Origin of the sequence: Streptomyces sp. NPDC046557, from assembly GCF_040645975.1 — a bacterium.
GTDB lineage: Bacteria > Actinomycetota > Actinomycetes > Streptomycetales > Streptomycetaceae > Streptomyces.
On sequence record NZ_JBEYZH010000001.1, the window covers coordinates 999,203 to 1,017,540 of the forward strand.

Below are 18,338 nucleotides of genomic sequence, written 5' to 3' on the forward strand. Positions count from 1 at the left end.
TCGGCCGTGGGGTGAGGTGACCTCTGCGTGATGTTCTTGAGCTGGAGGTACACCGCCCATGGCGGCCAACGGAAATCCCACGGTCAGAAGGCGCCGTCTGGGCGCGGAGCTTCGCCAACTGCGCAAGGCCACGGGCATGACGTCCCTCCAGGCGGCGAAACACCTGATGGTGTCCCAGCCCAAGATCAGCCTCATCGAGACCGGCCGCCGCCCGATCAACCCGCGTGACGTACGCGACCTGTGTCGGATCTACGGCATCACGGACCAGCCGTTCGTCGACTCGTTGATGCGCATGGCGCGGGAGTCGGGCCGCCAGGGTTGGTGGGTTTCCTGCGGCGACGTTCCGTACGGGGTCTACATCGGCCTGGAGACGGAGGCGTCTTCCATCCACTCCTACGAACCACTGGTGGTCCCCGGCCTGTTGCAGACGCCCTCCTACGCGGCCGCCGTCATCGCTGAGACGGTCCCGTGCCCCACGGCAGAACAGGCCGCCATCAGCCTCGACGTGCGGCTGCGGCGCCAACACCGCGTGCACCACCCCGCCAGGTCCTTCCGTTTATGGACCATCCTCGACGAATCCGTACTGCACCGGACCGTCGGCGACGCCGGCATCATGCGCGCACAACTGGAACATCTGAACTCCCTCGGAGCCGAGCCGCACATCACGGTGCAGGTGCTGCCCCACAGCGCCGGGGCCCACCCCGGGGTGTTAGGCCAGTTCTCCATCCTCACGTACCCCGAATCGGACACGGGAGTCGTCTATCTGGAGCGCTTCACAAGCGACCTGTACCTGGAGAAACATGTCGACCGGCACCCTTACCAGGTGATGTACGACCACCTCCAGGCGCAGGCCCTCGATCCCGACGCCACGCGGCAGTTCATCAACGACATGATCGGGGCGTACGGCGAGGCCCGTTGACGCGGTCGACGGGCCTCGCGCTCACCCGGCCTTCACCTAGTAGCCACCGTGGTGGTTACCGGATCCGCCGTCGTCCCAGCCGTTGTTGTTGCCATAGCCCTGGGAGTCGTGGTTCCAGTTGCCGTTGTCGTTCCAGTGGGCGTTGTTCCGGTGATCGCTGTCGTGACCGTTCCCGCGGGAGGAGTCACGGTCGCGCGAGTTGTTCCCCCGCCAGTGGTCGGAGCTCTGTTGGTGGTGTTGCGGGAGGGTCGCGGCGAACGCGCCGCTCACCGGCATCACGCCGAGCGTGACGCCGGCGGCCCCTGCCACGAGTGCCGCAATGATCCCACGGCGCATAACGATGCACCTCCGAGAATTGAGGATGTTCTTCGCAAATGGGTCATTTACACCCTCTCTCCTCTTCCCACCCGCTGTCAAAGCCGCGCCGCGCGACACGGTGTCGCGCGCGGTGCGGACCGTCAGTCCAGGACGGCGATGCCGTCCAGTTCGACCAGCGCCTGTTCGTCCCACAGCCTGACCGCGCCGATCACCGCCATCGCCGGGTAGTCGCGCCCGGCCAGATCCCGCCAGATACGGCCGAGTTCCGGCGCATGCCGCCGGTACGCGGCCACGTCCGCCGGATACACCGTCACCCGGGCGAGCTGCGAAGGGGCCCCGCCGGCCGCCGCGAGCGCCGCGAGCAGGTTGGACAGGGCGCGCTCGAACTGTTCCGGCAGGGTGTCCCCCACCACCTTGCCGGAGCCGTCCAGCGCGGTCTGACCGGCCAGGAACACCAGGCGGGAGCCGGTCGCCACGACGGCGTGCGAGAAGCCCGTCGGCGGGGCGAGTTCCGCCGGGTTGACGCGTTCCAGGCTCATCGGGCCGCCACCTCCCGGTAGAGCTCCTTGGCGATGATCGTGCGCTGGACCTCGCTGGCTCCCTCGTAGATGCGGGGTGCACGGACCTCCCGGTACAGGTGTTCCAGCAGGTGGCCGCGTTGCAGGGCGATCGCTCCGTGCAACTGGACCGCGTGGTCCACCACGTACTGGGCCGTCTCCGTCGCCAGGAGCTTCGCCATGGCCGCCCGCCTGGGCACCTCCGGCGAACCGCTGTCGTAGGCCCCGGCGGCGGCGTAGACCAGCAGCCGGGCGGCTTCTGTCCGTGTGGCCATGTCCGCGACCCGGTGCGCCACGGCCTGGAGGTCCGCGAGGACCCCGCCGAAGGCGCCACGACCCGCCGTGTGCGCGAGCGTCGCGTCGAGTGCCGCCCGGGCCATGCCCACGGCGAAGGCTCCGACGCTGGGCCGGAACAGGTTGAGGGTGTCCATCGCGACGCGGAACCCGCGCCCCGGCTCGCCCAGCACGTCGTCAGGGCCGACCGGCACCCCGTCGAAGCACAGCGAGCCGATGGGGTGCGGGGAGAGCATGTCCAGCGCCTCGCCCGTCAGGCCCGGTCGATCGGCCGGGACGAGGAAGGCGGTGATGCCCTTGGCCCCCGGCCCCTCACCCGTACGGGCGAAGACGGTGTAGAAATCCGCCTCCGGGGCGTTGGAGATCCACCGCTTCTCCCCTGTGAGCCGCCAGGCGTCTCCGTCGCGCTCGGCCGCCAGCGCCAGCGCCGCCGCGTCCGAACCGGCGCCCGGCTCGCTGAGGGCGAAGGCGGCCACCAGCCTGCCCTCCCGCACCCCGGGCAGCCACCGCTCCCGCTGCGCCGGGCTCCCGGCCCGCAGTATCGGGTACGCCCCCAGCCCCTGGAGGGCCAACGCCGTCTCGGCCTCGGTGCAGCCGTATGCCAGCGACTCCCGCAACAGGCACAGCTCCAGCGCGCCCGAGACGAACACCCGCTCCAGCAGGCCCTCTTCCCCGAGCGCGGCCAGCAGCGGCCGGTTGACCCGGCCCGGCTCGCCCTTCTCGGCCAGCGGCCGCAGCCGCCGCGCCGACAGGGTGCGCAGTCGCCCGCACCATTCTTCTTCGTCCACCCCGAGCGCGAATCCGGTCATGCAAACAACCCCGCATCTATCGCGTCCTGTTGACTGCCGTCACCATCACGATACGCTCGTCACGCGATCCGCGACCGTCCCGAGGGGGCGAACCAGCCTTGGAGCTCAAGCCTTCCGCGCACGTCGACACGTTTACCCGCGACAGACTCCCGCCCGCCGGAGCCTGGCCGCGACTGCTGTTCGACCTGCCCGAGCTGGCCTATCCGGACCGGCTGAACTGCGGGGCCGAGTTGCTGGACGCCACCATCGACCGGTTCGGGCCGCACCGTCCCGCCTTCCGAGGCGGCGGCGGGCAGGTGTGGTCGTACGGGGAGCTGCGCGAGCGCGTCGACCGGCTGGCCCACGTCCTCACCACCGACCTGGGCGTCGTTCCCGGCAACCGGGTGCTGCTGCGCGGTCCGACCGGCCCGTGGCTGGCCGCGTGCTGGCTGGCGGTGATGAAGGCGGGAGCCGTGGCGGTCACCGTACTGGCCCGCCAGCGCGCCCAGGAGCTGGCCACGGTGTGTGCGATGGCCGAGGTGCGGCACGCCCTGTGCCACGTCGACGCGCTGGACGACCTGGTCAAGGCGGAGGTACCGGGGCTGCGGATCACCCCCTACGGCGGGGCGACCGCCGACGACCTGCTCCGTCTCGTCGAAGGGCACGCGCGACCGTTCGCCGCCGCCGCGACCTCCGCCGACGACGTCGCCCTGATCGCCTTCACCTCCGGCACCACCGGCCGCCCCAAGGGGTGCATGCACTTCCACCGCGATCTGCTGGCCGTGGCCGACACCTTCTCCCGGCACGTGCTGCGCCCCCGGCCCGACGACGTGTTCGCCGGCAGTCCGCCGCTCGGCTTCACCTTCGGCCTCGGCGGTCTGGTGGTCTTCCCGCTGCGGGCCGGCGCTTCCACGCTGCTGCTGGAGCAGGCGGCGCCCCGGCAACTACTGCCGGCGCTCGTCGAGCACCGGGTGACCGTCCTGTTCACCGCGCCCACCGCCTACCGGGCGATGCTGGACACCCTGGGCCCGTACGACGCGGGCGCCTACGACCTCTGCGCGCTGCGCCGCTGCGTCTCGGCGGGCGAGAACCTGCCCGCCGCGACGTGGCAGGCGTGGTACGAGCGCACGGGGCTGCGCATCATCAACGGCATCGGGGCGACCGAGCTGCTGCACATCTTCATCTCGGCGGCCGACGAGGACATCCGGCCGGGCACCACCGGCCGGGCCGTGCCGGGCTGGGAGGCCCGCGTCGTGGACGCGGCGGGGCGGTCCGTGGCGGACGGGGAGCCGGGGCTGCTCGCCGTCCGGGGCCCGGTGGGTTGCCGGTACCTGGCCGATCCGCGGCAGGGGGATTACGTACGGGACGGCTGGAACCTGACCGGGGACACCTACGTGCGCGACGCGGACGGCTACTTCCGTTACGTCGCCCGCGCCGACGACATGATCATCTCCTCGGGTTACAACATTTCCGGGCCGGAGGTGGAGGAGACCCTGCTGCGCCACCCGGACGTGGCGGAGGCCGCGGTGATCGGCCGCCCCGACGAACGCCGCGGTCAGGTCGTCGTGGCGTACACCGTGCCGAGGGACGGGGCCACCCTGACGGAGGAGACGCTGCGGGCCTTCATGCGGGCCGAACTGGCCCCGCACAAGTGCCCGCGCTCCTTCGTCTTCGTCCCCGCGCTCCCCCGGACGCCCACGGGCAAACTGCAACGCTTCCGGCTGCGCGATCTAGAGTGAACCCGTGGCCGAGCAGCACACTCCGCGATCCCTGATCGTCACGTTCTACGGTGCCTACGGGCGGGCCTTCGACGGGCCGGTCCCGGTGTCCGCGCTGATCCGCCTGCTGGGGGCGGCCGGCGTGGACGCGCCGTCGGTCCGCTCGTCGGTGTCCCGACTGAAGCGGCGCGGCTTCCTGCTGCCCGCTCGGGCGGCCGACGGGTCGGCGGCGTACGAGCTGTCCGAGGAGGCCCGACAACTGCTGGAGGACGGCGACCGGCGGATCTACGGGACCCCCCGGCTGTCGCAGAAGTGGCTGGTCGCCGTCTTCTCCGTCCCCGAGCAGGAGCGGCACAAGCGCCACCTGCTGCGGTCCCGGCTGGCCCGGCTCGGCTTCGGCGCGGTGGCCCCGGGCGTCTGGATCGCCCCGGCGCACCTGTACGAGGAGACCGCCCGCACCATGGAGCGGCTGCACCTGACGCCGTACGTGGAGCTGTTCCGCGGCGCGCACCTCGGTTTCGCGCCGACGGCCGAGGCGGTGGCCCGCTGGTGGGACCTGACGGCGCTGGCCAAGCAGCACGAGGAGTTCCTCGACCAGCACGAGCCGGACCTGCGGGCTCTCCAGTCGGGCTCGGACCCGACCCCGGAGCGGGCGTATCGGCTGTACCTGCCCGCCCTGGACAGCTGGCGCCGGCTGCCCTACGCCGATCCGGGGTTGCCGCGCGAGCTGCTGCCCGCCGACTGGCCGGGCGACCGCGCGGCGGCCGTCTTCGCCGAACTGCACGGGCGCCTGCGGGACCTCGGCGCCGGGTTCGTGCAGGCGTAGCGCCCGTAGCACCCGTAGCACCCGAAAAGGGGGTGCGGGCGTGCCGGGCGGTGGACACTATGGGGCGGCATGACCTGGACCTTCAGCTCCGATTTCGCCGCCTTCGTGGTCGCCGCGGGCCCGGCCGTCGCCGCGCGGCCCGTGGAGAACACCTCCCTGCTGACCGTCATGGACGCGCTGGAGCGGCGTGGGCCGACGGCCTACGGGCCCCGCACCCCGTTCTTCGGCTGGTGGACCGGCGCCGGCGGAAGGGTGTCCGGGGCCCTGCTGTGCACTCCGCCGCACCCGATGCTGCTGGGCGTGGTGCCGGCCGCCGCGGTGGAGGCACTGGGCGCCGCGCTGACCGTCCGATCCCTGCCGGGCACGGTCGACGAGGTCAACGTCCGCCGCCCCGACGCGGCGCTGCTGGCAGGGACGTGGGAAACGCCGTCCCGGCTCGCGATGGAGAGCCGGCTGTACCGGCTGGCCGGCCTGCGTACCCCGAACCCCGTGCCCGAGGGGCGGCCCAGGGTCGCCACCGAGGCCGACCTGCCGCTGCTGAAGGACTGGATCGACACGTTCAAGCGCGCGGCCGGAGAGCCCGGAACCGCCTCCGAGGCGGCCTTGCGCCACCGGATCTCGTACGGCGGGATGCTGCTCTGGGAGCACGCGGGGGCGCCCGTGTCCATGGCGGGCTTCTTCCGCCCCATCGCCTCGGTCTCCCGCGTCGGCCCCGTCTACACCACGCCGGAGCGGCGCGGCCGGGGGTACGCCGCCGGGGTCACGCACGCCGTGAGCGAGGCGGCGTACGCGGCCGGCGCCACCGAGGTGCTCCTCTTCACGGACCTGTCCAACCCCACCAGCAACGGCGTCTACCGGCGCCTCGGCTACACCCCGGTCGAGGACCGCGTCGTGCTGGGGGCCACCGCCTGACGCGGTCCCCGGCCGTAGGGGTGGCCTACCCCCGTCCGGCCGGCGGTTTGCGGCTGCCCGCCCGGTAGGGGGCCGGCCAGGGCGCGGCCGGGCCGGTGTAGGACTGGTCGGCGGCGGCGTGCAGGGTCCAGTGGGGGTCGTAGAGGTGGGGGCGACCCACCGCGCAGAGGTCGGCGCGGCCGGCCAACAGCAGGGAGTTCACGTCGTCCCAGGAGGAGATCGCGCCGACGGCGATCACCGGGACGCCCAGGGCGTTGCGGATCCGGTCGGCGTACGGCGTCTGGTAGGACCGCCCGTATTCCGGGACCTCCTCGGCCACCACCTGACCCGTGGACACGTCGATGGCGTCCGCGCCGTGGGCTGCGAAGGAGGCGGCGATGCGTTCGGCGTCCTCGGGGGTGGTGCCGCCGGGGGCCCAGTCGGTGGCCGAGAGCCGGACGGTCATGGGACGGTCCTGGGGCCAGACCTCGCGGACCGCGTCGAAGACCTCCAGCGGGAAGCGGAGCCGGTTCTCCAAGGGGCCGCCGTACGCGTCGGTGCGGTGGTTGGTGAGTGGGGACAGGAAGCCGGACAGCAGGTAGCCGTGCGCGCAGTGCAGTTCGAGCAGGTCGAAGCCGCTCTCGGCGGCCCGGCCGGCGGCCCGGGCGAAATCCGCGCGGATCGCGGCCAGCTCGGTGGCGTCGAGGGCGCGCGGGACGGCGGAGACACCGGGCCGGTACGGCAGCGCGGACGCGGCCACCACCGGCCAGTTCCCCTCGGGGAGGGGCTCGTCCATGCCCTCCCACATCACCTTGGTCGAGCCCTTGCGGCCCGAGTGGCCGAGCTGCACGCCGATCGCGGCTCCGGGCGCGGAGGTGTGGACGAAGTCCGTGATCCGCTTCCAGGCGGCCGCCTGCTCCGCCGTGTAGAGGCCCGCGCAGCCCGGGGTGATCCGGCCTTCGGCGCTGACGCAGACCATCTCGGTCATGACGAGGCCGGCGCCGCCGAGGGCCCGGGAGCCGAGGTGTACCAGGTGGAAGTCGCCCGGCACGCCGGCCCGCGCCGAGTACATGTCCATCGGCGAGACCACGACCCGGTTGCGCAGGGTCAGTCCGCGCAGGGTGAACGGGGTGAACATCGGTGGTGTGTTCGCCTGCGACGGGTCCTCGTCGGGGCAGCCGAAGTCCCGTTCCACGGCCCGCGTGAACCGTTCGTCGCGCAGTCGCAGGTTGTCGTGGGTCACCCGGCGGCTGCGGGTGAGGAGGTTGAACGCGAACTGCCGCTCGGGCTGGTCGACGTAGCCCGCGATCTCCTCGAACCAGCGCATGCTGGCGGCCGCCGCGCGCTGGGTACTGGCGACGGCCGGCCGCCGCGCCGCCTCGTACGCGGCCAGCGCGGCCGGTACGCCCGGCTCGGTGCGCACGGCCTCGGCGAGCGCGAGGGCGTCCTCCACGGCCAGTTTGGTGCCGGACCCGATGGAGAAGTGCGCGGTGTGGGCCGCGTCGCCGAGCAGGGCCACGTTGCCGTGGGACCAGCGCTCGTTGACGACCGTACGGAAGCGGGTCCAGGTCGACTTGTTGCCGCGCAAGGGGCGTCCCCGCAAGGCTTCGCCGAAGATCTTGGCGCAGCGGGCCGCCGATTCGTCCTCGTCGCACAGGTCGAGGCCGGCCGCCCGCCAGACCTCCTCCCGCATCTCGATGATCACCGTGGAGGAGTCGGCGGCGTACGGGTATCCGTGTAGCTGCATCACCCCGTGCTCGGTCTCGGCGATCTCGAAGCGGAACGAGTCGAAGGCGAAGTCGGCGGCGAGCCAGATGTAGCGGCAGCGGCCGGTCGTCACGGTCGGCAGGAAGTGCGCGGCCCCGCTCTCCCGGGTCGCGCTGTGCACCCCGTCCGCCGCGACCACCAGGTCGTACGAGGCGGCGAGCGCGAGCGCGTCCGGGGCCTCGGTGCGGAATCGGAGCGTCACCCCGAGGTCGGCGCAGCGCTCGTGCAGGATCTCCAGCAGCCGGCGCCGTCCGAGCGCGGCGAAGCCGTGGCCGCCGGAGGTCAGCATCCGGCCCCGGTGCACCACGGTGACATCGTCCCAGCGGGTGAACTCCGCGCTCAGCGCGGCGTGGACGACGGTGTCGGCGCGCTCGATCCCGCCCAGCGTCTCGTCGGAGAGGACCACGCCGAAGCCGAAGGTGTCGTCGGGGGCGTTGCGTTCGCGGACCTCGACGGCGTGGCCCTGCCGGGCCAGCAGCGCGGCGCAGTACAGCCCGCCGGGCCCCCCGCCCACCACGGCCACCCGCAGCTTCCTTTCGAGGGGCACGGCGCTACCTGCCCTTCCACTGCGGCGGCCGTTTCCCGGTGAAGGCGGCGTGGAACTCGGCGTAGTCCGTGCCGTGCATCAGCAGCGCCTGCGTATTGGCGTCGAGCTCGACCGATGCGGCCAGCGGCATGTCCAGCTCTGCGGTGAGCAGCGCCTTGGTCTGGGCGTAGGCGAGGGCGGGCCCGGCGGCCAGGTGCGCGGCCAGCTCGGCGGCCCGGGTGTGGGCCTTGCCCTCCTCGGTGACCTCGCTGAGCAGGCCGATCCGCTCGGCCTCGGGGGCGCCTACGGGCTCTCCGAGCATCAGCAGCCGGGTGGCGTGCCCGAGGCCGACGACCCGGGGCAGCAGGTAGGCGGCGCCCATGTCGCCGCCGGAGAGGCCGACGCGGGTGAAGAGGAAGGCGAAGCGGGCGGTGGGGTCGGCGATGCGGAAGTCGGCGGCGAGCGCGAGGACCGCGCCGGCGCCGGCGGCCACGCCGTGGACGGCGGCGATGACGGGGAAGGGGCATTCCCGTACGGCGCGGACCACCTGGCCGGTCATCCGGTTGAAGTCGAGGAGCTGGGCGGTGTCCATGGCCAAGGTGGCGCCGATGATCTCGTCCACGTCTCCGCCGGAGCAGAAGCCGCGTCCCTCGCCGCCCAGCACGAGGGCGCGCACGGAACGTTCGCGGGAGAGTTCGGCGAGCAGATCGCGCAGGTCGGCGTAGGCGCCGAAGGTGAGGGCGTTCAGCTTCTCGGGTCGGTCGAGGGTGACGGTGGCCACGCCGTCCTGCCGGGTCACCCGCAGGTGGCGCCACCGTTCGGTCGCTGGGGTGGAACCGATGAAGGGGCTCACGGATCCGACGGTATCACCGGCTCGTGACTCCCGTCACAGAAACGCGATGGCTCGACGGGCTGAGCTCCTCGTCGGCCACCCGCCCCGCCGGGGACACCGCCCGGCAGCGGCCGCCGGGGTGACACGAAGGGGGCCGGCCCTGACGGACCGACCCCCGGGGGCGTTTCGCGTATGACTATGCGGGCAGTTCGGCGCCCGGCGCGGCGAGGGTCGCCACGAGGACGGCCTTGATGGTGTGCAGCCGGTTCTCGGCCTCGTCGAAGACGACCGAGTGCGCCGACTCGAACACCTCGTCCGTCACCTCCAGGGACTCCAGGCCGTGCCGGGCGTGGATGTCCCGGGCCACCTGTGTGCCGAGGTCGTGGAAGGCCGGCAGGCAGTGCATGAACCTCACGTCCGGGTTGCCGGTCGCGCGCAGCACGTCCATGGTCACGGCGTACGGGGACAGCAGCCGGATCCGCTCGTCCCAGACTTCCTTGGGCTCGCCCATGGAGACCCAGATGTCGGTGATGACGAAGTCGGCCCGGGCGACGCCCTCGTCGATGTCCTCGGTCAGGGTGATCCGGGCGCCGCTCCGCTCGGCCAGGGCGCGCGCCGCCGTCACCACCGGCTCGGCCGGCCAGTACGCCTCAGGCGCGACGATCCGTACGTCCATGCCCAGCAGGGCGCCGGTCACCAGGTAGGAGTTGCCCATGTTGAAGCGGGCGTCGCCGAGGTAGGCGAAGGCGATCCGCTCCAGCGGGCGGGCGCAGTGCTCGGTCATGGTGAGCAGGTCGGCCAGCATCTGGGTGGGGTGCCAGTCGTCGGTGAGGCCGTTGAAGACGGGCACGCCGGCGTACGCGGCCAAGTCCTCGACGGCGGCCTGGCTGTCGCCGCGGTACTCGATGCCGTCGAACATCCGGCCGAGGACGCGGGCGGTGTCGCGGACCGACTCCTTGTGGCCCATCTGGGAGCCGGAGGGGTCGAGGTAGGTGGTGTGGGCGCCCTGGTCGGCGGCGGCGACCTCGAAGGCGCAGCGGGTGCGCGTGGAGGTCTTCTCGAAGATCAGCGCGATGTTGCGACCACGGAGGTACTGCTGCTCGGTGCCGTTCTTCTTGGCGGCCTTGAGGGCGGCGGCGAGCTCGATCAGACCGCGGAACTCGGCGGCGGTGAAGTCGAGCTCCTTGAGGAAACTGCGGCCGACGAGGTCGGTGGCCATGGGGACGCTCCAGGATGACGCTGACAAGGGATGTTGGAAGTCTATACGACTGCCCGTATTGATATACAGACCCCCGTAGTCCTCCGCCTCGGGTCAGACGGCGTCCCGCTCCACCGGGCAGCTCATGCAGCGCGGGCCGCCCCGGCCCCGGCCCAGTTCGCTGCCGGGGATCTCGATCACCTCGATGCCCTCCTTGCGCAGGTGGGTGTTGGTGGTGACGTTCCGCTCGTACGCGACGACCACCCCCGGTTCGACCGCCAACACGTTGCAGCCGTCGTCCCACTGCTCGCGCTCCGCCGAGTGCACGTCCTGGGTGGCGGTGAGCACCCTGATGGCGCCGAGCCCGAGGGCCGCAGCGATGGCCCGGTGCATGTGCTCCGGCGGGTGGTCGGTCACCTTCAGCTCGCTCGCGCCGGCGCCGGGCTCGATCGTGTAGGAGCGGAGCATGCCCAGGCCCGCGTACTGAGTGAACGTATCTCCGTCCACCATCGTCATCACCGTGTCCAGGTGCATGAAGGCCCGGCGCTTGGGCATGTCCAGCGCCACGATGCTCGTCGCGGACCCGGCGGCGAACAGGCCGCGCGCCAGCATCTCCACCGCCTGCGGCGTCGTCCGCTCGCTCATCCCGATCAGCACGGCGCCGTTGCCGATGACCAGCAGGTCACCGCCCTCGATGGTGGACGGGTAGTCGGCCAGACCCTGTGACCAGTAGTGGAAGGCCCCGGAGGACGTGAACACCGGGTGGTGCTTGTAGATCGCCTCGAAGTGCACGGTCTCGCGCTGCCGGGCCGGCCAGCGCATGGCGTTGATGGAGACGCCATCGTAGATCCAGGCGGAGGTGTCCCGGGTGAACAGGTGGTTGGGCAGCGGCTGGAGCAGGAAGTCGTCCAGCTCCAGGGCGTGGAAGCGGACGGAGACCGGCTCGGCGTGCCGCTCCAGGAACTCGCGCTTGGTCATGCCGCCGACCAGCGCCTCCGCCAGTCGGTCCGAGGTCAGGCCGTCGAAGATCTGACGCAGGTGGTCGGTGGCGAGCGGACCGTACTCCTTCTCGTGGAACACCCGGTCCAGGACGAGGTGTCTCGCCTCCGGGATCTCCAGGGCCTCGCGAAGCAGGTCACCGAAGAGGTGCACCTCGACGCCCCGGTCGCGCAGCACGTCCGCGAACCCGTCGTGCTCCTGGCGGGCGCGGCGCACCCACAGCACGTCGTCGAAGAGGAGGGCATCCTTATTGCTTGGAGTGAGCCGCTTCAGCTCCAGATCCGGCCGGTGGAGGATGACGCGGCGCAGCCGCCCGGTCTCGGAGTCGACATGGAATCCCATGCCGTACACGTTCCCAGACCGGACGGCCTTGACCCGGGGTCGGCCGGGCCTTGTCCGCGGAGTGCTCAGCGCAGGCCGAGAAGCGCCGTCGGAGTGCCGATGAGTTCCGGGGCGCTCAGCCCCAGCTTCGGGGTGACCACGTTCGGGATACCGAAGTTACTGCCGTCCGGCATGGACAGCGGGGCGCCGACGATCGCACCGGGGGTACGGGCAAGGAGCCGCGCCTCCGGGGCGTCCAACGAACCCTCGCCGTCCGTGGCGGGGCTGCCCGCCAGGTTGGGCACCGGAGAGGAGAGGAGGGTGTGCCCGAGGTCCGTGCCGATCGGGAGCACCGGCAGAAGTGGGGTCGGGAGCAGGTCTCCGGTGTGGAAGCGCGGCGCTTCGGGTGCGCCGACGATCGGCACCGGCACCCCGGTGGCCACGCGCGGGGTGTCCACGCCCAGCGTGGTCTTCACGGCGTCCAGCGGGACACCCACCGGAACCGAGTCGGCCACGGCCGGGGTGGCCGCGCCGGCCGCGGCCATACAGGTCATGAGCGCCGCAATGCTTCCGCGCGCGGTCATCTTCATAGGTGACGTTCCGTCCTTCCAGGGTCGCGGACATTCCGCTGCCCTGGATGAACGATCCCGCCGGCCGGTTTCCCGGAGTTCTCGGCGAAAGTTCCCCCATACGACCTAATTACCGGTCGTACGGGGGCGACACCTTTACGCGGGCCGGGCGGCGACCCCGGACCCCGCGCCCGTTGCCCGGACACGGACACGGACACGGACACGGACCAGGCTCACTCCTCGACGCGGGACGGGCAGTCACCCGAACCCGGGGCACCTCAGGACAGCCGGGCGCCGAGGGCGGTGACGGCGGCGGGGTCGATGCGGCAGCAACCGCCGAGGAGGCGGGCGCCGGTGGCGCGCCAGGCGGGGACGTCCCAGGGGGGCGGGGTGGGCGGGGGGCGCCACCGGCCGGTGGCCGCGTCCCAGGCCGAGCCGTCGTTCGGGTAGGCCAGGAGCGGCTTACGGGTGACGGAGGCGGCCGCTTCGAGGGCGGGCCCCACGTCCTCGGGGTCGCAGCAGTTGACGCCGACCGCGATGACCTCGGGGGCTTGCGCCGCCAGGGCGAACGCCTCCGCGAGCGGCTGGCCGGCCCGGGTGCGGCCGTCGGCCACGGTGTAGCTGAGCCAGGTGGGCACGCCCGACCCGGAGAGCACGCCGAGCAGGGCCTCGGCCTCGGTGGTGTCCGGGATGGTCTCCAGGGCCAGGACGTCGGGCCCCGCCTCCACCAGCGTCTCGATCCGGGGCCGGTGGAAGTCGGCCAGCTCCGCGACGGCGAGCCCGTACCGGCCGCGGTACTCGGAGCCGTCCGCGAGCACCGCCCCGTACGGGCCGACCGAGGCGGCCACCCAGACCTCGTGGTCCGCCGCCCGGGCGGCGCGGTCGGCCAGGGCGACGCTGCGGCGCAGCAGTACCCTGGCTTCCGGCGCCCGGTACCCGATCTGGTAGCTCGCGGTGATGAGCACCTCCGCGCCGGCCCGCGCGTAGGCGGTGTGGGCCGCCTCCACCTGGTCGGGCCGCTCGGCGAGCACCCGGCCCGTCCAGAGGCCGCCGGACAGGTCGCAGCCCTGGGCGGCGAGCTGGTTGCTCAGGCCGCCGTCCAGGAGCACGGTCCTGCGGGCGAGTGCGGCGGCGAGCGGGCCGGGCGCGCGGGTCACGGCGGTGGGCCTCCCTCAGCCGATCTGGGACAGCACCTGGGAGGAGATCAGCTCCAGGTGGTCGAGGTCGTGGAGGTCGAGCAGTTGGAGGTAGACGCGGGAGGAGCCGATGGCGCCGTAGGCGCCGATCCTCTCCACGACCTCGGCGGGGGAACCCGCCAGGCCGTTGGCCTTGAGTTCGTCCACGTCGCGGCCGATGGCGGCGGCCCGGCGGGCCACCTCGGCGTCGTCCTTGCCGACGCACACCACGAGGGCGTTGGAGTAGACGAGGTCCTCGGGCTTGCGGCCGGCTTCCCGGGCGGCCTCGCGGACCCGGCCGAACTGGCGCTCGCTGTCCGCGATGGACGCGAACGGCATGTTGAACTCGTCCGCGTACCGGGCGGCCAGGCGCGGGGTGCGCTTCGCTCCGTGCCCGCCGATGAGCACGGGTACCTTGGACTGGGCGGGCTTGGGCAGCGCCGGGGAGTTCTCCACCTGGTAGTGGACGCCCCGGTAGTCGAAGGTGTCGCCGGGCCGGGTGGCCCACAGGCCGGTGACGATGGCGAGCTGCTCCTCCAACCGGGCCATCCGGTCCGCCGGGAACGGGATGCCGTACGCCTTGTGCTCCTCCTCGAACCAGCCCGCGCCGAGGCCGAGTTCGACGCGGCCGCCGGACATCTGGTCGACCTGCGCCACCTGGATGGCGAGCACGCCCGGCAGCCGGAACGTACCGGCCGTCATCAGCGTGCCCAGGCGGATCCGCTTGGTCTCGCGGGCCAGACCGGCGAGGGTGATCCAGGCGTCGGTGGGGCCGGGCAGCCCGTCGCCGGAGCCCATCCGGACGTAGTGGTCGGAGCGGAAGAACGCGTCGAAGCCGAGTTCCTCGGTGGCCCGGGCGACCTGCAGGAGGGTCTCGTAGCTCGCACCCTGCTGCGGCTCGGTGAAAATGCGAAGATCCATGCTCCCTATCCTGCCCCGCCGGCCCCTGCCGGGTGAATCTGCGTCAACCGGAACGCTCCCGGCGCGCCGCGCCAGTGACCGGCGTGGAGGGTGATCGTTGGCTCGGACGGAGCCGGACCGCCCGGCCCGCGCGCCGGCGGCCCCCGTCCGGCGCGTCCACCGCCCCTTCCCCCCTGGAAGGGCCAGGGCCGAGGAGGCCGCCATGTCCCACGAGGCCGTGCCGGAGACCCGCCGACAGAACACGCACACCGGCCGGGCCGGGCAGGCAGCGGACGACCAGGCACCGGCCCGGGACCCTCGGGAGTCCGCCGCTCCCGCCCCGGCGGACGGCGCGCCCAAGGGGCTGCTCCAGCAGATGGAGGAGCTGATGGCGGTGTTGAACGCCGACCTGTCCCAGCTCGACGCCGACCTCCAGTCCGCCACGGACCGCAACCCGACGGGCAGCCCGCCGGCCCCGGTCGGCCCGGCACGGAGCGGCACGTCGCCTGCGGGGGGCGCGACTCCGAGCAGCACGGTTCCGGGCGGAACGGTTCCGGGCGGAACGGTTCCGGGCGGAACGGTTCCGGGCGACGGCGCCGCGCACCGGTCGGCCTGAATGGCACCGTCGGCCTGGGGGTCCCCCCAGCGGCAGCCGGCGGAGCGGTGCCGGCGGCCCGCACGCTACCCGTGGTGCGGACCGTACGGCCCGACCCGACGGGTCAGGGCACGCCCGAGGCGGAGCCGCGTTCGCGCACGGTGATACGGCGCAGGAGGGCCCGTACCCGGTCGCTCGACTCGTCAGCGGCGTCGATCGACTCTATGCACTGCCAGTACAGCGTCTCGTCATCGGTGCCACACGCCACCCCGACCAGCGCTATGCCGACCTCGCCGAGCAACGCCTGGAGTCCGAGCAACGCCTGCCGGACATCCCCGACGCCGGTCAGCTGCGAGGCTCGCGGCGGATAGTCGGGCACGCTGCCCTCGCCACGCACGGCCGCCGTGTCGAGCAGCCCGCAACCTCTGCCTCCCGCTTCGCCCAGCCCTCGTGACTCCGCTCTCAACTCCGGCGGCCCCGCGACCGCCAGCCAGCTCCCTATCCCCTGCGTCAACGCCTGGGCCTGCCAGGCTTCGCTCACGATGTCCCACGCAGCCCCGCTCTGTGCCAGCGCGTGCCGGCCGGCCGCGATGAGCCGTACCGCATCCATATGCCGTCCCCCGTCCGCACGACATGCCGCCGTTCCCTCACTACCCAGAGTGAAGGCAACGAGCCAGTAAAGCCAGGGGTATTCGGAAATCTGTGGACACAATCATGGTTGTGGATGACGCCATCACTCCGAAGAGTGACGATTCGGGCCGGAACCACCCGTCGGGTGGAACCTGAGCTCGTTCCTCTCGATCTTCGCGGCCAGCGCGTCCAGCACATCCACCCCCAGGACCTCACAGAACTGCAGCAGGTACGCCAGGACATCGGCGACCTCATCGGCCACCCGGTCCGCGCTTTCGGGCCGTTCCATGACCTTCGCCGACTGTTCCGGAGTCAGCCACTGGAAGATCTCGACCAGTTCGGACGCCTCCACGCTCAGGGCCACGGCCAGGTTCTTCGGGGTGTGGTACTCGGCCCAGTCGCGGGCGGCCGCGAAGTCGGCCAGCCGCCGCTGGAGCCGGTAGAGCCGTTCGTCCGGCTTCCCACCACCGGTGTCGTGCACGTCTCGGGGATCGTGCGGGTCTCGGGAGTCGTGCGGGTCTCGGGAGTCGTCGGAACCGTGCGGGTCGTGCGTGTCGCTCATGTACCCAGGTCTACCACCGAGACGCCCGGGAGGGCGCGGGCGGTTCCCGCCGTCTCCTCCCCGATCGCCGCGACCAACCGGATGTGGCCGCGCGCGCACGACAGCAGCGTCAGGCGCAGCAGTTCGGCGCGCTGCCGCCCGTCGAGGCCCTGGTCGAACCCGTCCGCGAGCACGGTGAGGGCCTGCTGTGCGGAGAGCAGTTCGGCGGCCGGGTCGACGGCCAGCACGCCCGGGCCGGTCAACAGCACCAGCGCCAGCGCGAGGAAGCGCAGTTCGCCCGCCCCGAGGCGGCCCAGCTCCGTGGCCGGCGCGGCGGGTCCCCGGTCCAGCAGCGCAGTGATCAAGCCGTCCGGGCCCGACCGTACGTCCAGCCCGGCCACCGGTCCCGCGCAGCCGGTACGGGCGGCTCCGGTCAGCAGCGCATGGCGGGTGCCGCACTCCTGGCGGGTGCGGCGCAGTACGTCGGTCAGGTTGGCGCAGTCGCCGCGCAGCCGCCCGGGCCCCGGCCGGACGGCGCCCCGCATCCGCTCCGGGCGGGGGTCGCAGGGGAACACCGAGCGCAACGCGACCACCACTTGCTCGGCGGCGGCGAGGACGCGTCGCTGCCCGGCCGTGGCCCCGGCGACGCGCAGCGGCAGCAGGGCGGTGCCGAGTCGGTCGTCCGGCAGCGGGGCGCGGGTCACGCCGGCGGCCCCGCCGGTCAGCCAGGCGGCCTGGACGGTACGCCGACCCGGGTCGCGCAGTGCGGTGGTGAGCAGGATCTGCCCGTCCTGGGTGAGCCGTTCTCCGACGAGGCGCAGCGTGGGCTCGGCCTGGACGGCGAGGTCGAGCCGGACCGGCCCGACGGGCCCGTCGACGGTGCAGCCGAGCCGGAAGCCGCGCCGGCGTTCCGCGTCGGGCACGGCCCGCTCGGGCACCCGGGCGCGGGGGTCGGGGAACGCCTCGGCCAGGGTGGCGCCGGACGCGAGCCGGGACAGGGCCTCGTAGGCGTCCAGGACCTGGGACTTGCCGCTGCCGCTGGGGCCGGCGAACAGGGTGATCGGCCCCAGCGGGAACGCGGCCGAGCGGTGCGCGCCGAAGGCGGCGAGGCGTAACTCGGTGACGGCGGGCCGCTGGTGGACCGGTCGCCCCGCGCCGGACCCGGCGTCGGGAGCGGTGCCCCCGCCCTGGCCGGGGCCGGGACCCGGCCCGAGATCGGGACCCACCTCCGGCCCTACATCCGGCCCTACATCCGGTCCGGCACCAAGTCCTGTGCCCGGTCCTGCGCCCAGTCCGGCATCACGTCCCGCGTACAGCCCGCCGGCGAGCCCGGCGTCCAAGGTGGCGTCCATGCGCCGGACAGTACGGGCCGCCGCGACCGGGGCGGTCCCGGCGAACCGTTCCGCCGCCGGTACCTTCCTACGATCGGGGGACGGCCGCGGCCGCGATGCCCTCGACCTCGGTGCCGACCGGCGCCAGCAGGAACACGTTGCGGTCGACCCGGTGCATCCCGCTGCCCAGCCCGAACACCACACCACTGCTGAAGTCCAGGATGCGCTTCGCCACCTCGGTGTCCGCCCCCGTCAGGTCCAGCAGCACCGGGATCTGCGCGATCAGGTACTCCGCCACCTCACGGGCGTCGGCGAAGATCTGGACCCGAATGACCACGAAGCGCCGCTGCTGCTCGGCCGCCGAAGTCCCGGGCCTCGCGGGGATCGTGCGGTGGTCCACCCGGGAGGGCCACTCGTTGCGACTGCGCAGGGGGACCACCTGCGCGAGTCCCTCCCACTGTTCGTCCGTGACGTCGTACCTGCTCACCGGACCGCCTCGGCCGCGCGCTTCATGTGCATCCCGCCATCCTCTCTCGTTTCACCCGTTCAGCCCAACACCGACACGAGGCGCGCGGGGCCGGCCGGCCCGCGACCGCTCACGGCCCCCGAACGTCACACCGGAACAGAGAGATCCAGCCGAAAA

The 18,338-nt window shown here is 72.7% G+C and carries 19 protein-coding genes; 5 read left to right on the forward strand and 14 right to left on the reverse strand.

Annotated elements, in window-relative coordinates; all coding sequences use genetic code 11:
* Window positions 1-58 precede the first annotated feature (58 nt).
* A complete protein-coding gene (locus ABZ934_RS04670; protein WP_361308432.1) occupies window positions 59-919 on the forward strand; it encodes a helix-turn-helix transcriptional regulator in 861 nt (286 codons plus the stop codon).
* A gap of 36 nt (window positions 920-955) precedes the next feature.
* On the opposite strand, the gene ABZ934_RS04675 is transcribed toward ABZ934_RS04670, so the two are convergent.
* The 3 genes from ABZ934_RS04675 to ABZ934_RS04685 all read right to left on the reverse strand — a co-directional run bounded on the left by ABZ934_RS04675 (window position 956) and on the right by ABZ934_RS04685 (window position 2,897).
* Window positions 956-1,255, reverse strand: a complete 300-nt coding sequence (locus ABZ934_RS04675; protein ID WP_361308434.1) for a hypothetical protein — start codon at window positions 1,253-1,255, stop codon at window positions 956-958.
* Window positions 1,256-1,377: 122 nt separating this feature from the next.
* Window positions 1,378-1,776, reverse strand: a complete 399-nt coding sequence (locus ABZ934_RS04680; protein WP_361308436.1) for a Rid family hydrolase — start codon at window positions 1,774-1,776, stop codon at window positions 1,378-1,380.
* Window positions 1,773-2,897, reverse strand: coding sequence for an acyl-CoA dehydrogenase (locus ABZ934_RS04685; RefSeq protein WP_361308438.1), 1,125 nt, complete (start codon window positions 2,895-2,897; stop codon window positions 1,773-1,775). Before ABZ934_RS04685 ends, ABZ934_RS04680 begins: the two co-directional genes overlap by 4 nt.
* A gap of 98 nt (window positions 2,898-2,995) precedes the next feature.
* On the opposite strand from ABZ934_RS04685, the gene ABZ934_RS04690 reads away from it, so the two are divergent.
* From ABZ934_RS04690 to ABZ934_RS04700, 3 genes are all read left to right on the forward strand, one after another.
* Window positions 2,996-4,615: an AMP-binding protein gene (locus ABZ934_RS04690; RefSeq protein WP_361308440.1), complete on the forward strand. Its 1,620-nt coding sequence runs from the start codon at window positions 2,996-2,998 to the stop codon at window positions 4,613-4,615.
* Window positions 4,616-4,619: 4 nt separating this feature from the next.
* Complete coding sequence (locus tag ABZ934_RS04695) at window positions 4,620-5,420, forward strand: PaaX family transcriptional regulator C-terminal domain-containing protein (RefSeq protein ID WP_361308442.1); 801 nt, start codon at window positions 4,620-4,622, stop codon at window positions 5,418-5,420.
* Between the two features lie 69 nt (window positions 5,421-5,489).
* Complete coding sequence (locus ABZ934_RS04700) at window positions 5,490-6,332, forward strand: GNAT family N-acetyltransferase (RefSeq protein ID WP_361308443.1); 843 nt, start codon at window positions 5,490-5,492, stop codon at window positions 6,330-6,332.
* Between the two features lie 25 nt (window positions 6,333-6,357).
* Here the strand turns inward: ABZ934_RS04700 and ABZ934_RS04705 are convergent, their stop codons facing one another.
* From ABZ934_RS04705 to ABZ934_RS04735, 7 genes are all read right to left on the reverse strand, one after another.
* Window positions 6,358-8,625 (reverse strand): bifunctional salicylyl-CoA 5-hydroxylase/oxidoreductase, encoded by a 2,268-nt coding sequence (locus ABZ934_RS04705; RefSeq protein WP_361308445.1) that lies wholly within the window; start codon window positions 8,623-8,625, stop codon window positions 6,358-6,360.
* 4 nt (window positions 8,626-8,629) lie between these two features.
* The gene (locus tag ABZ934_RS04710) at window positions 8,630-9,457 is read right to left on the reverse strand and encodes an enoyl-CoA hydratase family protein (protein ID WP_361308447.1); all 828 of its coding nucleotides are present in this window, start codon (window positions 9,455-9,457) and stop codon (window positions 8,630-8,632) included.
* A gap of 175 nt (window positions 9,458-9,632) precedes the next feature.
* Complete coding sequence (argF, locus tag ABZ934_RS04715) at window positions 9,633-10,655, reverse strand: ornithine carbamoyltransferase (RefSeq protein ID WP_361308449.1); 1,023 nt, start codon at window positions 10,653-10,655, stop codon at window positions 9,633-9,635.
* Between the two features lie 93 nt (window positions 10,656-10,748).
* The gene (locus tag ABZ934_RS04720; protein WP_361308451.1) at window positions 10,749-11,975 is read right to left on the reverse strand and encodes an arginine deiminase; all 1,227 of its coding nucleotides are present in this window, start codon (window positions 11,973-11,975) and stop codon (window positions 10,749-10,751) included.
* Window positions 11,976-12,040: 65 nt separating this feature from the next.
* On the reverse strand, window positions 12,041-12,508 hold the full coding sequence (locus ABZ934_RS04725; RefSeq protein WP_361308453.1) for a hypothetical protein: 468 nt from the start codon (window positions 12,506-12,508) through the stop codon (window positions 12,041-12,043).
* A 293-nt stretch (window positions 12,509-12,801) separates the two neighbouring features.
* On the reverse strand, window positions 12,802-13,680 hold the full coding sequence (gene mmuM / locus ABZ934_RS04730; RefSeq protein WP_361308455.1) for a homocysteine S-methyltransferase: 879 nt from the start codon (window positions 13,678-13,680) through the stop codon (window positions 12,802-12,804).
* Window positions 13,681-13,695: 15 nt separating this feature from the next.
* Complete coding sequence (locus ABZ934_RS04735; protein WP_361308457.1) at window positions 13,696-14,619, reverse strand: LLM class F420-dependent oxidoreductase; 924 nt, start codon at window positions 14,617-14,619, stop codon at window positions 13,696-13,698.
* 202 nt (window positions 14,620-14,821) lie between these two features.
* On the opposite strand from ABZ934_RS04735, the gene ABZ934_RS04740 reads away from it, so the two are divergent.
* Window positions 14,822-15,214, forward strand: a complete 393-nt coding sequence (locus ABZ934_RS04740) for a hypothetical protein (protein WP_361308751.1) — start codon at window positions 14,822-14,824, stop codon at window positions 15,212-15,214.
* Window positions 15,215-15,317: 103 nt separating this feature from the next.
* On the opposite strand, the gene ABZ934_RS04745 is transcribed toward ABZ934_RS04740, so the two are convergent.
* The 4 genes from ABZ934_RS04745 to ABZ934_RS04760 all read right to left on the reverse strand — a co-directional run bounded on the left by ABZ934_RS04745 (window position 15,318) and on the right by ABZ934_RS04760 (window position 18,182).
* Entirely contained in the window at window positions 15,318-15,803 is a 486-nt protein-coding gene (locus ABZ934_RS04745; RefSeq protein WP_361308459.1) for a DUF6099 family protein, read from the reverse strand.
* A gap of 123 nt (window positions 15,804-15,926) precedes the next feature.
* Window positions 15,927-16,304, reverse strand: coding sequence for a nucleotide pyrophosphohydrolase (locus tag ABZ934_RS04750; protein WP_361308739.1), 378 nt, complete (start codon window positions 16,302-16,304; stop codon window positions 15,927-15,929).
* 77 nt (window positions 16,305-16,381) lie between these two features.
* Window positions 16,382-17,590: an ATP-binding protein gene (locus tag ABZ934_RS04755; protein WP_361308461.1), complete on the reverse strand. Its 1,209-nt coding sequence runs from the start codon at window positions 17,588-17,590 to the stop codon at window positions 16,382-16,384.
* A 193-nt stretch (window positions 17,591-17,783) separates the two neighbouring features.
* Complete coding sequence (locus ABZ934_RS04760) at window positions 17,784-18,182, reverse strand: cell division protein SepF (protein WP_136212627.1); 399 nt, start codon at window positions 18,180-18,182, stop codon at window positions 17,784-17,786.
* Between the last annotated feature and the right edge of the window lie 156 nt (window positions 18,183-18,338).